This is a genomic window from Dehalococcoidia bacterium (genome assembly GCA_025060295.1).
Lineage (GTDB): Bacteria > Chloroflexota > Dehalococcoidia > Lucifugimonadales > HRBIN23 > HRBIN23.
On the sequence record JANXCH010000001.1, the window covers coordinates 185,262 to 197,507 of the forward strand.

Below are 12,246 nucleotides of genomic sequence, written 5' to 3' on the forward strand. Positions count from 1 at the left end.
GGACTACAGTTCTATCTCCTTCAGGTCGGGGGCGAGGTGCAGGGGGGCATCGGTAAGGGCCTGCACCTCTTGGGGCGTCCAGCCGGGAGCAATTTCCTTCAGCAAGAGGCCTGTTCCCCTGATCACCTCTATCACAGCCAGGTCGGTAACGATGAGGCTCACACACTCCTTGGCGGTGATGGGGTAGGTGCACTCCCGCAGGATTTTGGGGCGCCCCTGCTTATCGGTGTGCTCCATAGCCACGATCACCTTTTTGGCGCCCACGGCCAAGTCCATCGCCCCACCCACATTGCCAATGCCGCGCGCAGGGTAGAACCAGTTGGCCAGGTCGCCCCGCTGGGAGACTTGCAAAGCGCCCAGCACGGTGATGTCTATATGTCCACCCCGCATCATGGCGAAGGCGTCGGCCGAGTGGAAAAAGGCCATGCCCGGCACCCTTTTGAGGAACTGGCCGCCGGCGTTGATCAGGTCAATATCCTCCTCGCCGGGGTCGGCCAAGGGGCCATAGCCTAGCACTCCACTCTCCGATTGGTAGAGGATCTCCCGTCCCTCGGGCACATATTGGGAAACCAGGGTGGGGATGCCGATCCCCAGGTTGACCACCGCCCCGTCGGGCAGTTCCTTGGCCACGCGCATGGCGATGCCGTCGCGGTCGAGGCGTTGTTTGGTGCCCATACTGGTGCCTCACCTGCTAGAAAGGTTACCTTGCCCCGCCCGTTGCTGGCGAAGCCTTTCATAGGTCTCCGCAAGGATAGGAGTTTCATCTTGGGGGCGTACCACGATGCGCTTGACATAAACCGCCGGCGTGTGCACATGGTCAGGGTCTAGCACCCCCGGCTCCACCACCTCGTCCACCTCGGCGATGGTGATGCGGGCGGCGGTGGCCATCACGGCGTTGAAGTTGCGGGAGGTGCCCCTATATACCAGGTTGCCCAAGCGATCCGCCCGCCACGCACGGATGAAGGCGTAGTCCGCCGTCAGGGCCGTCTCCAGCACGTACTCCCGCCCGTTGAACACCCGCTTTTCCTTCCCCTGCTCCAACAGCGTCCCCACCCCCGTGGGGGTGTAAAAGGCGGCGATACCCGCACCCCCCGCCCGGATGCGCTCCACCAAAGTCCCCTGGGGCACCGTCTCGATCTCCAGTTTCCCCTCCCTCCAGGCCCGCTCAGCAGCTGACATTACCGACGGGTTGGCGGTTACGGGGAAGGAGGCGATAACCTTCCGCACCTGCCCATTCTCAATCAGGATGGAGTGGTCAATGTAGCGTTTGCTTCCTGGCATCCCGAAGCCGGCGGCCATGGCGATGCCTGCCGTGTTGGAGATGATGGTCAAGTTTTTGGCCCCGTGCTCCCAGAGGGCCAGGATGAGGAAGTGGGGCATCCCTCCCGGCCCGCCGAAGCCGTCTAGGAAAAGAGTAGCCCCATCAGGGATATCGGCCACCGCCTCCCGAAAGGTGGGGACAACCTTGCGAATAGGCACTTACAGCACCTCCGTGCACGGGACCTGCGCTGTATATATCATACCCATCACCTCCAGGAAAAGGGACAGGCGTTTCTGCTACGATAGAAAGAAAGCCCAGGGAAGGGAGAGGAAGCCCATGCCGACCCGAGACGGGAAGTACGCCCCCCTGCGCCGTCTTTTGGAGTTGTATCCCGACATCCGTCTTACCTTGACCTTTGAGGAGGTGGAACAGGGGCGGCCCGAGTGGCGGGAAACTGCGTATGGTTTCCGAGGGGTCGGGCCTTTGCCCCCGTCCAGCCGTCATTACCGCCAGTGGTGGGCCAACACGCGGAGCCATGTCCAAGCGCGCGCGTGGTTAGACGCGGGCTGGCGCGTCGTGGCGGTTGATGGAGAACGGCAAAGGGTAACTTTTGAACGGGTGCTCACAGAGCCTCGCTGGGAACCGCAGATTATTGAGCCCAAATGGCAAGCACGTTGGGAGCAAGCTGGTCTTCATCGTGTCCCCGACAGGGATGCCCGCCCCAAGTGGTACGAATTGACCATGTACCCCTACCCATCGGGCGACTTGCACATTGGCCACTGGTATGCCATGGCTCCTTCCGACACCCATGCCCGCTTCCGGCGCATGCAGGGCTATCGGGTGCTCCATCCGATGGGCTTTGATGCCTTTGGCCTCCCCGCCGAGAATGCGGCCATCCGCCATGGCATTCATCCCTTCACCTGGACTATGCAGAACATAGAGCGCATGCGCAAGCAGTTGCGCTCCATCGGGGCCATCTATGACTGGGAACGGGAGGTGAATACCTGCGTCCCTGAGTATTACAAATGGAACCAATGGTTGTTCTTACAGTTCTATAAGCATGGGTTGGCCTACCGCTCGCGCGCTCCAGTGGTGTGGTGTCCCTCCTGTCAGACGGTTTTGGCCAACGAGCAGGTGGTCAATGGCCGTTGCGAGCGGTGCGCCACCCCCATCACGCGCCGCGAGATGGAACAGTGGTTCCTGCGCATTACGAAGTATGCCGATGAACTCTTGGACTTCTCGGGGCTGGTAGACTGGCCCGAGCGCATCCTAACCATGCAGAGGAACTGGATCGGGCGCTCCGAGGGGGTGGAGGTGGATTTCTCCATCGCCCACCTGGGCCTCCCCGAGAAGCACATCCGCGTGTTCACCACCCGCATTGATACCATCTACGGCGTGACTTTCCTGGTGCTTGCCCCCGAGCACCCCTTGGTGCCCCTTCTCACTACCCCTGAGCGGCGCGCCCAGGTGGAGGCCTATGTGGAGAACGCCCGCAGGCAGTCGGACATTGAGCGCCTCTCCACCGAGCGGGAGAAGACAGGAATATTCCTGGGGACGTATTGCATCAACCCCTATAACGGCCAGCGGGTGCCCATCTTCACCGCCGATTATGCTGTAGCGTGGTATGCCACGGGAGCGGTCATGGGCGTCCCCGCGCATGACCAGCGGGATTTTGAGTTCGCCCGCAGGTTCGGTCTGCCCATCACTGTAGTGGTGGCTCCCGAGGGGTGGGACGGCAAGCCTTTGGAGCGCGTGTGGGAAGGGCCAGGGGTGATGGTCAACTCTGGCCCCTTTACAGGAATGCCCAACGACCGCGCCAAGCAGGCCATGGCCGATTACGCCGAGCGCCAGGGCTTCGGCAAGCGGGCCGTCGTCTACCGCATGCGGGACTGGCTCATCAGTCGCCAGCGTTATTGGGGCACTCCCATCCCCATCGTGTATTGCTCCGCCTGCGGCATTGTCCCCGTCCCCGAGAAGGACTTGCCCGTCCTTTTGCCCCTGGACGCCCAGTTCAAACCCACCGGGGAATCGCCTTTGCTGTATCACGAGAACTTCCTGCGCACCACCTGCCCCCAGTGTCAGCGCCCCGCTCGCCGGGAAAGCGATACTATGGACACCTTCGTGGATTCCTCCTGGTACTTCCTGCGCTATATCAGCCCCAAGGATACTGACCGCCCCTGGGACCCCGACTTGGTGCGCCACTGGCTCCCCGTGGATCAATACACGGGCGGTGCCGAGCACGCCGTCATGCACCTGCTCTACGCCCGTTTCTTCGTGAAGGCCCTGCGAGATATGGGGCTTCTGCACTTCAGCGAGCCCTTCCTGCGCCTGTATAACCAGGGCGTTATCACCTACCTGGGCGAGAAAATGAGCAAATCCCGCGGGAATGTGGTGCCTCCTGATCCCTATGTGGAACGCCTGGGAGCCGACACGGTTCGGGTATACCTGATGTTCCTGGGACCGTGGGAGAAGGGGGGCGACTGGTCAGTCTCGGGCATCAATGGAGCCACTCGTTGGCTCAACCGCGTGTGGGACCTGTTGCGCCGTCCGCCCAGTGCCCTGGCGGGCAAGCCCGTCCGTGAAACCTCCCAGCGTATCTTCACTCGCAAACTCCATCAAACCATTAAGAAGGTCTATCACGACCTGGACGGTTTCCAGTTCAACACGGCTATTGCCGCTCTTATGGACTTCACCAATGCCCTGCAGGAGGCATGGGAAAGGGCAGATATCGGGCCCGACCTGTGGCACGAGGCCGTGGAGAAAACCATACTGATGTTGGCCCCCATTGTGCCCCACTTGGCTGAAGAGTTATGGGAACAGACGGGCCACGCTTTCAGTGTGCACACCCAGTCTTTCCCCCAGTGGGACGAGACTTTAGCCGCAGCCGAGACGGTTACTCTGGTGGTGCAGGTGGACGGCAAGGTGCGAGATAGGATTCCGGTGCCCGCTGACCTGCCCGAGGAGGAGGCCAAACGGCGGGCGTTACAAAGCCCTCACGTGCAACGCCACCTGAACGGGCGCAGAGTGCAGCGGATCGTATTTGTTCCCGGGCGGATGCTGGTGAACATCGTGACCCAGTAGGCCCGTCGCCTTACCCAGAAGCCGCCTGGGGGGAAGGGGTAGGGCGGCGCGCCGCCAGGAAGCACAGGGAACCGATCACCGTTACCACGGCGACCACCACGAAGGCCAGGCGGTAGCCCACCCTGTCGGCCACATAGCCCACGAACAGGGGGCCGGCGATGGTGCCCAGGGTGGTGATAAGGTTCATAGACCCGGAGATGGTGGCAAAGGCACGCCGCCCGAAGTAATCGCCTCGGATGGCGGTGGTGAACGGCGCCCGTGCCCCCCACGCCACCCCGTGCAACACGCCAAACAGCATCGCTACGGCTAAACTGTGGGTAACGGCTAACACCAGCAGTGCTACCCCCTGTCCTGCTGTGAGCACGGTTAGGGCGATGCGTTTATCCACGCGATCCCCCACGAGCCCCCCGGCCAGTTGGGCAGGGATGCCCACCGCGGTGCTCACAGTTACCACCGTGGCCGCCACCGCCAGGGGCAGGTCCACCTCGTTGTAGAGAAACGGCACCAGGTGCACCACCACCGCATTTGTGGGGATCAGGGCGACCGAGTGACCCAGAGAGATGGCCCAAAAGGCACGGGTGCGCACCGCCTGGCGAAGGGAGAAATCGGGTTCTGCGGGAGGGGGAGGTTGCCCCCGAGCGGTCGGAGGATGGGGCGCTCCATCAGGCAAAAGGCCGAAATCCTCGGGACGGCGGCGCACCAGAAGGGCCATCGGCACCCCTACAATCAGGAGGAATATGCCGGCCCCCACGCTGGTGGTGCGCCATCCCCAGCGCTCCAGGGCGAGGGCCAGGAGGGGCACCAACAATCCACCCACGCTCAGCCCGATGCCTAACAACGAGGCGGCCGTCGCCCGCCGACGAATGAACCAGTTGTTCACCGCCGCCGAAAGGGTTAACCATCCCGCCAGACTGAAGCCTAACGCCAACACCAGAAAACTGGCATAAAACCAGGCGGGGGTGTTTGTCAAACTGAACAGGCCATACCCCACCGTGCACAGAGCCAACCCGACGATAAGCATCCGTCGGGGACCGAGCCGGTCAATAAAAAAGCCCTCCACAGGCCCCAACAACCCCCCTTCTAACCGGGCAAAAGAGTAGGCACCTGACAGCATGGTGCGGCTCCACCCGAACTCCCGTTGCAGGGCCACGAAAAAAGTGCCGAACCCATGGAAGAACAATGCTCCTACAAGGGCCTGGAACCCCGCCCCCACAAGGGCAACCCACCAACCATAGAAAATGCGCGGGGCCCGCACAACCCTGCTCAGAGCGGTGATCGGGTGGTGGGCCATGTTCTCACCCTTCCTGTGCGCCCGTCCTACCCAAGGGGGTGCACTATGCTACCATAGAAGCACAAGGCTCCCGTGAGCGGTGCTAGGTATGGAGTATAAAGACATCCTTTACGAAAGGGAAGGGGGTATCGCCACCATCACCCTCAATCGCCCCGAGACCCTCAACGCCACCACACCCCGCATGCAGGAGGAGATCGCCCACGCATTGGGCGTCGCTGCCGAGGACGCCTCGGTGCGCGTGGTCATCCTCACGGGGATGGGCAGGGCCTTCTGCGCCGGAGCCAACCCCCGCACCTTGGCCGAACGGCAATCTTCGGGGGCATTTCCCCCCACCGTGCACCGAGTGGCCAAGGCCTTGTGGCAATTCCCGAAGCCTGTTATCGGTGCCATCAACGGGCCGGCCGTGGGCGGGGGAATGGACCTAGCCTCCCTCTGTGACATCCGCCTCGCCTCCGACAGGGCGCGGTTCGGCATGGCCTATGTGCGCATGGGCACCATCCCTGCCGAGGGGGGATTGTGGCTTCTGCCGCGGCATATCGGCTTGTCCAACGCCTTGGACCTGATCTGGACGGGCCGTTTAATCGATGCCCAGGAGGCCTTCCGCCTCGGCTATGTGCAGGCGGTGTTTGTTCACCAGGAGTTCCCCCAGCGCGTGCGGGAGTATGCCCAGAGATTGGCCACGGGGCCGACGGTGGCCATCAACACGGCCAAGGTCTTGGCTTACCGTTTCCTGGCTGTAACAGACTTTACGGAGGCCCTGCATCAGACGGCGGAAGCCGCCGCAGTGGTCAACGCCACGGAGGACGCCAAAGAGGGGCCCAGGGCCTGGCTGGAGCGCCGCGAACCCCGCTTCCAGGGACGATAAATAGGAGGAACCGTGATGGCGCGCCGAAAGCGTCAACCCGAGGGAGGCCGTTCACGCCGTGCCCTTGTGCTGGGGGGCGCAGTGGGGCTGGGGCTGGTATTGGTGGCGGTGCTGGTACTCGTGGCCCGCATCGCCCAGTCCCCTCGCCGCGCACCCCTCTTGACAACCCCCTTCCCCCAGGTTACCCCGGTTCCCAATGCCGTATCCCTGACGGTGTTTTTCGACTTTCAATGCCCGTACTGCGGGCAGTTCGCTCGGGAGAGCGAACCAAAGTTGCGTCAAGAGTATATTCAACGGGGGCTGGTCAATCTGCGCGCTGTGCACTTCCCCATCCTGGGGAACGAGTCTTGGCTGGCCGCCCAGGCCACTGAATGCGCCCGGGAGCAGGGGCGCTTCTGGGAATATTACGATGCCCTGTTCCACAAGCAGGCTGGGGAAAATCGGGGTACCTACTCCCCACGTAACCTCAAAGCCTGGGCAAGGGAGGTGGGCTTAGACGGTGCCCAGTTTGATGCCTGCCTGGACAGCGGGCGCACCTTGTCCAAAGTGGAGCAGGACTTTCAAGAGGGAAGGCGCTTGGGGGTCAACTCCACCCCCACCTTTATCGTGGACGGACAGATGATTCGGGGGCTGATGCCATGGGAACGGTTTCGTCTCGTTCTGGACGACGCATTGCGTCGCCGCGGCCTGTCGCCGTAAAGCAGCGGCTCTCTATGGACTGGGGCCGTTGGCTACAGGCCTGTTTGGCGGGGCAGGGTATTGGGGTTGCAGGTTATCTGACCATTGTCCACTACCTGGGCACCACCCCGGTGTGTGTGGCGTCGGAGGGCTGTGCCGTTGTGCAGAACAGCCCCTATGCCACCTTGTGGGGGGTGCCGGTGGCCCTGTTGGGCCTGCTGGTGTATGTGGTGTTGGGCGTTGTGCCGTTGGTTGAGGGGCGGATGCCCGCCGTCCAGCGGGTGGGGACTGTGGGGAGTTTCATCTTAGCCCTGGGTGGGCTGGGCTTCTCGGCCTACCTAACTTGGCTGGAACTTTTTGTCATTAAGGCGATCTGTACTTGGTGCGTGTATTCGGCGGTGCTTCTCGCCTTGCTGACCCCGATAACCTTTTGGCGGGCGTGGAAGGCATGGGCGTGAATGTCTGACGCCCGTTGAGAAGCATCCCTCCGAGCCCACGCCACGAAGGGGAGCTGAACACCTATGGTAGATGTGCGCCCGTTCCAAGGCTTACGCTATCGTCCCTCGGCGGTGGATGATCTCTCGCGGGTGATCAGCCCACCCTATGATGTAGTGCGGGTGGACCAGCGAGGGGTTCTGTACCAACGCAGTCCCTACAACATCATCCGCCTGGAATACGGCCTCATCTTCCCCGACGATACCCCCGAGGACAATGTATATACGCGCGCCGCTTCCCTGTATCGGCGGTGGCTCTCCGAGGGGGTGCTGGGCCGGGAAAGTTCCCCCGCTTTGTATGTCCTGCAGGAAGTTTTCCCCTATGGGGGACGACAACGCACACGGCGAGGACTGCTGGGAGCGGTGCGCCTGGAACCCTATGAGCGCCGGGTGGTTTTCCCCCACGAGCACACCTCTCCCGGCCCCAAGCAGGACCGCCTCCGCCTTCTGCAGGCCACGCAGGCTAGTTTCAGCCCCATTCTTGCCCTTTACCGCCCCAATAACCGTGTGCAACAGATTTTAGATGAGGTAACGGCCACCGCTCCCGAGGTGGAGGCCCAGGGCTGGGACGCCACCACCTATCGCCTGTGGGTGGTTACCGATAGAGTCCTACAGAGGGCGCTGCGCACTACTTTGGAGAATCAGCCCGTCTACTTGGCTGACGGGCACCATCGCTACGAGACAGCCCTAGCCTACGAGGCTATGTGTCAAGCCTCTACTTCCTCCCACCCCGACGACGCCTTCCACTTCGTGCCCATGTGTCTGGTCAGCATGGATGACCCCGGTCTGGTGGTGGAGGCCTTTCACCGCCTTGTCGGCCCTTTGACGGACGAGGAGCGCCGGTCGTTGCAGATGCACCAGGAGCGGATGTTCACACCCTCCGAGGCCTCCTGGCCCCTCACCCTGGACACTGTTCGGGCTATCCTGGACAGCATGCCCGGCGGGGACGTGGCCATCGCTTGTGCCGATAGAGAGGAGGGGAGAATACGCCTCCTGCACCTACGGCCAGGTGTTTTAACTGACCGTGCCCCCCACCCCGCCCTCTTGAAATGCGACACATGGGTCTTACATGAGGGTTTGCTGAGGCCAGCCTTGGGCAAGGAGGACGCCCTTCCCCAAGGCAAGGTGACTTTCGTGCACAGCCTAGAGGAGGTGTGGCACCACCTGAATCGGGGGGAGGCCTCCTTGGCGTATCTTCTGCGCCCCATACCCTGGGCAGTATTTGTGGCCGTGGTGGAGGCCGGTTTGCGCCTACCTCCCAAAAGCACCTATTTTTATCCCAAACTGCCAGCGGGGCTGGTCATCTATCCCGTCGTGGGGAGGCTCCCCCCACCCTAAGCGAGCGCAGGACAATGATACCCCGCAGGCACACCAGGGTTTCCGGTGTCGCCTTAGGGAGATGGCTCGTGGGGCTGGGCGATGGTACGGGCGGCTTGCTGGCTCCTCTCGGCGATGAAGGCCTCCAGTCGGTGGACCTCGGCGGACAGGGTGATGTCGGTGTCGCCAGCACGCAGGCGGGCCTGAAGTTCGGCCAGTTGGCCCTTAGCCTCTTCTATGGAAAGAGTCAACTGCAAGGCGTGCAACTCCTCCTGGGCCTGCTGCTTGAGGCGCACGATACGGGCAAGGGTTTTTTCCGCCGTTTCCAGGCGCTCCTCCACCTCCCCGATGCTGGCCAGGGACAGGTCTAGGGAAGTGGCCCCATATAAGGCGCGGCGGGAAAGGCGGCGCACCTGCACGCGGAACTGCTGGCAGGCTGCTCGGAGGGCCTCCTCCCGTCCCTGCAAGTCTGCGATCAGGAGCCGCAGATGGGCTATGGCTCGGTGAATCTCTTGCGCACCCATGGCCACCACCTCTACCCTCTATTATTTTACGCGGTGTCCAAGAGCACCTGGCGAGGTTCACAGGCCGAACTGGTCTATCAGGAGCAGGGCACGAGCAAGGACCGACACCCCTACGGCCACGTGGTCATAGTCGGTCCACTCCTCCGGGCAATGGCTGAGGCCGTTACGGGAAGGAACAAAGAGCATTCCCACGGGGATGACAGCGGCCAAGCGCGCCGAGTCGTGGGACGCACGGCTCACTATGGGCGCCCACCGCACACCCGTCTCCTGGCAGGCCTGTTCCAAGCGCTGGCGCACCCTCGGGGGAATGGTGACGGGTTCGTCGCAGTGCGTCCAGGCGAACTCCGTCTCCACTCCCCGACGCCGACCTATGGCGTGAATCTCCTTTTCCAAGCTGGTGCGAGCTAGGGTCAGGTCCTCCGCCGATGTGGAACGCACCTCCAGGTGCATGTCCACTCGCCCTGGGATGACATTGACCATGTTGGGATGTACCTGCAGGAAGCCCACAGTGCCCACCATCTCGGCATAGGAGCGCGCCAGGCGCTCCACACAGAGAACCAGTTCGGCAGCGGCACAGAGGGCATCGGCGCGCTCGTCCATAGGAGTGGCTCCGGCGTGGTCAGCCCTCCCTCGGAAGCGGGCCACGGCGCGACAGGGAGCGGCGATAGCGGTTACCACGCCGACCTGTAACCCCTGGCGCTCCATTACCGCCCCCTGCTCAATGTGCAGTTCCAGGTGGCACAGCACACGGGCGGGGTCTAAGCGGGCCTCGGCCAGGCGGTCGGGATCGCCCCCGATACCCCTGAGGAGGTCCACCAGGCGTCGTCCGTCGGGAAAGGTGGCCGTGTGCACCTGGGCGATATCCAGTTGCCCCGCCATGGCACGGCTCCCAAAGGGGGAGAAGCCATAGGCCGTGGGCTCCTCACAGGTGAAGACCACCACCTCCAGGGGATGGCGGGTGCGTATCCCCCCTCGGTTGAACAGACGCACCACCTCCAACGCCCCCACGACGCCCACCATACCGTCAAAGCGCCCACCGGCACGCACGGTGTCTATGTGGGAGCCGGTCATCAGCACAGGGAGGTGAGGTTGTTGGCCCTCTCGCCGTCCGATGATGTTGGCGGCAGGGTCTATGCGCACGGTCAGACCCAACGCCTGCATCTGCTCCACGACCCACTGGCGCGCCTGCCGGTCCTCGGCGCTGAAGGCCAAACGGGTATAGGGCAGGTCGGGCTGGGTGAAGCGGGCCAAGGCCATAAGGTCGCGCTCCAGGCGTTGAGGCGAGGCCTCTAGGTAGGGGAGAGCCATTGTAGCCTCCTCACGGCGACCCAGGAGGGCGATGTAGCGCTATCCCTGCTTCCCATCCCCAGGAAGGCGCACGGCCAGAGGGCGCATCACGCGGGTAACATCCTCTACGCCCTCCAATCCCAACACCAGGTCGATGGTTTTGAGCAGGGCAGAACGGGACAGCACCAGGCGAGCATTGTCGGAAAACTTGTCCAGAATTTCCTGGCGGGAGAGGGGGTGTTGGGGATCGCCCTTGATAAAGTCTCCCGGATGGCGTAAAACACGACCATCCTTGAGGTACACGGTTACGGGTGTGCCCTGGTGGAGGATGTCGCCCGTTTCGGCCACCACCTTCCACTCCACCCGGCGCATCATCTCTTGAATGCGGGGGTCGCGCACCACTGCATCGGTGAAGGTGTCGCGCACCACGTGGCCCAGCACGAGGGCGGCTGCAACATTGAAGTGTAAACTGAACTTGCCTTGGTAGCCTGTCTGGGGAATGGTGTATTGCAAGACGAGGGGCAAAACGGGCCCCGATTCCACCACCACCCTGTCCACCTGCTCCCAGGTGAAGGGGGTCTGCTGGCGCAGGGCATACAAGGCGTCCAGCACCCGATGGTTACCTCCACAGCAGGGGTATTTCTTAAGGGTGATGCCAGGATGCAGGATGTGAAAGGGGCTACCCAGGTTTGTGATGGCCTTTTCCGCGTCCCAGCGCCCCTTGCCGGCGAAGGCGTCCATGAAGCCGTAGGGAGCCTCCAACACATCAGCGCGGGCCGTGAAGCCTTCGCGCGCCAAAAGCGCCGCCATCACTCCCCCCCACGCAGCGTGGCCGGGGTGCAGGGGCTTGGTCATGGTGCCGAAGTTATCTTTGAGGCCAGCGGACAGGGAAGCAGCGATGCCCAGGGCCATCTGGGTCTGGGCGGGCGGGAGGTGTAACAGACGGGCACAAGCAGCAGCCGCACCCACCGTGCCGTAGATACTGGTGGAGTGGAAACCCTGGCTGTACAGTTCCTGGCCGGCGGCCGCCAGTTTCCCCTCCACCTCCAGGCCGGCGATGAAGGCAGTGAGCACCTCCTTGCCCGAGGCGTGCAGGTGCTCCCCCAAGCCCAGCACAGCGGGAAGCACCGGCACAGTGGGATGTCCCACACTCATACCCATGTCGTCATAGTCCAAGGCGTGGCCCATAGCTCCATTCGCCAGGGCGGCCTGGGCGGCGGAGGTCTTCCACGGGGCACCGATGACAGTGGCCTCAGGTTTGCCCCCCATCTGACGAACAACGCTTTTGACGATCCGCCCGACGCCGTCCACAGAGCCTGCCAGGGCAACACCCAGGCAGTCCAGAATAACTTCCTTGCCTATGCGCAAAGCCTCGGGGGGAATGTCCTCGTAGGAAAGGGTGGAAACGAAACGGGCGAGGGTTTCGGTTACCGCCGGCATTGTCATCT

At 62.9% G+C, this 12,246-nt stretch carries 11 protein-coding genes; 5 read left to right on the top strand and 6 right to left on the bottom strand.

The genetic code is table 11. From position 1 onward, the window contains the following. Positions 1-3 precede the first annotated feature (3 nt). Together NZ951_00985 and NZ951_00990 are read right to left on the bottom strand one after the other, a co-directional pair. The gene (locus NZ951_00985) at positions 4-675 is read right to left on the bottom strand and encodes a 3-oxoacid CoA-transferase subunit B (GenBank protein ID MCS7206504.1); all 672 of its coding nucleotides are present in this window, start codon (positions 673-675) and stop codon (positions 4-6) included. 9 nt (positions 676-684) lie between these two features. After that, complete coding sequence (locus NZ951_00990; protein ID MCS7206505.1) at positions 685-1,479, bottom strand: 3-oxoacid CoA-transferase subunit A; 795 nt, start codon at positions 1,477-1,479, stop codon at positions 685-687. A 118-nt stretch (positions 1,480-1,597) separates the two neighbouring features. Between NZ951_00990 and leuS the strand changes: the two genes are divergently transcribed. Beyond that, positions 1,598-4,342 carry a leucine--tRNA ligase gene (gene leuS, locus NZ951_00995; protein ID MCS7206506.1) on the top strand — a complete coding sequence of 915 codons (2,745 nt, stop codon included), beginning with the start codon at positions 1,598-1,600 and terminating at the stop codon, positions 4,340-4,342. Positions 4,343-4,352: 10 nt separating this feature from the next. Here leuS and NZ951_01000 read toward each other — a convergent pair whose 3' ends face one another. After that, positions 4,353-5,633 carry an MFS transporter gene (locus NZ951_01000; GenBank protein MCS7206507.1) on the bottom strand — a complete coding sequence of 427 codons (1,281 nt, stop codon included), beginning with the start codon at positions 5,631-5,633 and terminating at the stop codon, positions 4,353-4,355. An 88-nt stretch (positions 5,634-5,721) separates the two neighbouring features. Between NZ951_01000 and NZ951_01005 the strand changes: the two genes are divergently transcribed. From NZ951_01005 to NZ951_01020, 4 genes are all read left to right on the top strand, one after another. Further along, positions 5,722-6,498, top strand: a complete 777-nt coding sequence (locus tag NZ951_01005; protein ID MCS7206508.1) for an enoyl-CoA hydratase/isomerase family protein — start codon at positions 5,722-5,724, stop codon at positions 6,496-6,498. A 15-nt stretch (positions 6,499-6,513) separates the two neighbouring features. Further along, the gene (locus NZ951_01010) at positions 6,514-7,197 is read left to right on the top strand and encodes a DsbA family protein (GenBank protein MCS7206509.1); all 684 of its coding nucleotides are present in this window, start codon (positions 6,514-6,516) and stop codon (positions 7,195-7,197) included. Between the two features lie 14 nt (positions 7,198-7,211). Next, positions 7,212-7,634, top strand: a complete 423-nt coding sequence (locus NZ951_01015; GenBank protein MCS7206510.1) for a vitamin K epoxide reductase family protein — start codon at positions 7,212-7,214, stop codon at positions 7,632-7,634. A gap of 63 nt (positions 7,635-7,697) precedes the next feature. Beyond that, a complete protein-coding gene (locus tag NZ951_01020) occupies positions 7,698-9,008 on the top strand; it encodes a DUF1015 domain-containing protein (protein ID MCS7206511.1) in 1,311 nt (436 codons plus the stop codon). Between the two features lie 53 nt (positions 9,009-9,061). Here NZ951_01020 and NZ951_01025 read toward each other — a convergent pair whose 3' ends face one another. Genes NZ951_01025 through NZ951_01035 form a run of 3 tightly spaced genes read right to left on the bottom strand, consistent with a single transcriptional unit; the run spans position 9,062 to position 12,238 of the window. Further along, positions 9,062-9,511, bottom strand: a complete 450-nt coding sequence (locus tag NZ951_01025; GenBank protein MCS7206512.1) for a hypothetical protein — start codon at positions 9,509-9,511, stop codon at positions 9,062-9,064. Between the two features lie 57 nt (positions 9,512-9,568). Continuing rightward, on the bottom strand, positions 9,569-10,819 hold the full coding sequence (locus NZ951_01030) for a Zn-dependent hydrolase (GenBank protein ID MCS7206513.1): 1,251 nt from the start codon (positions 10,817-10,819) through the stop codon (positions 9,569-9,571). A gap of 39 nt (positions 10,820-10,858) precedes the next feature. After that, positions 10,859-12,238 (bottom strand): MmgE/PrpD family protein, encoded by a 1,380-nt coding sequence (locus NZ951_01035; protein MCS7206514.1) that lies wholly within the window; start codon positions 12,236-12,238, stop codon positions 10,859-10,861. Positions 12,239-12,246 lie beyond the last annotated feature (8 nt).

Bases quoted from the DNA above. Each gene is read 5' to 3' on its own strand.
- NZ951_00985 (MCS7206504.1), bottom strand. From the start codon at position 675: ATGGGCACCAAACAACGCCTCGACCGCGACGGCATCGCCATGCGCGTG.
- leuS (MCS7206506.1), top strand. From the start codon at position 1,598: ATGCCGACCCGAGACGGGAAGTACGCCCCCCTGCGCCGTCTTTTGGAG.
- NZ951_01000 (MCS7206507.1), bottom strand. From the start codon at position 5,633: ATGGCCCACCACCCGATCACCGCTCTGAGCAGGGTTGTGCGGGCCCCG.
- NZ951_01005 (MCS7206508.1), top strand. From the start codon at position 5,722: ATGGAGTATAAAGACATCCTTTACGAAAGGGAAGGGGGTATCGCCACC.
- NZ951_01010 (MCS7206509.1), top strand. From the start codon at position 6,514: ATGGCGCGCCGAAAGCGTCAACCCGAGGGAGGCCGTTCACGCCGTGCC.
- NZ951_01015 (MCS7206510.1), top strand. From the start codon at position 7,212: ATGGACTGGGGCCGTTGGCTACAGGCCTGTTTGGCGGGGCAGGGTATT.
- NZ951_01020 (MCS7206511.1), top strand. From the start codon at position 7,698: ATGGTAGATGTGCGCCCGTTCCAAGGCTTACGCTATCGTCCCTCGGCG.
- NZ951_01025 (MCS7206512.1), bottom strand. From the start codon at position 9,511: ATGGGTGCGCAAGAGATTCACCGAGCCATAGCCCATCTGCGGCTCCTG.
- NZ951_01030 (MCS7206513.1), bottom strand. From the start codon at position 10,819: ATGGCTCTCCCCTACCTAGAGGCCTCGCCTCAACGCCTGGAGCGCGAC.
- NZ951_01035 (MCS7206514.1), bottom strand. From the start codon at position 12,238: ATGCCGGCGGTAACCGAAACCCTCGCCCGTTTCGTTTCCACCCTTTCC.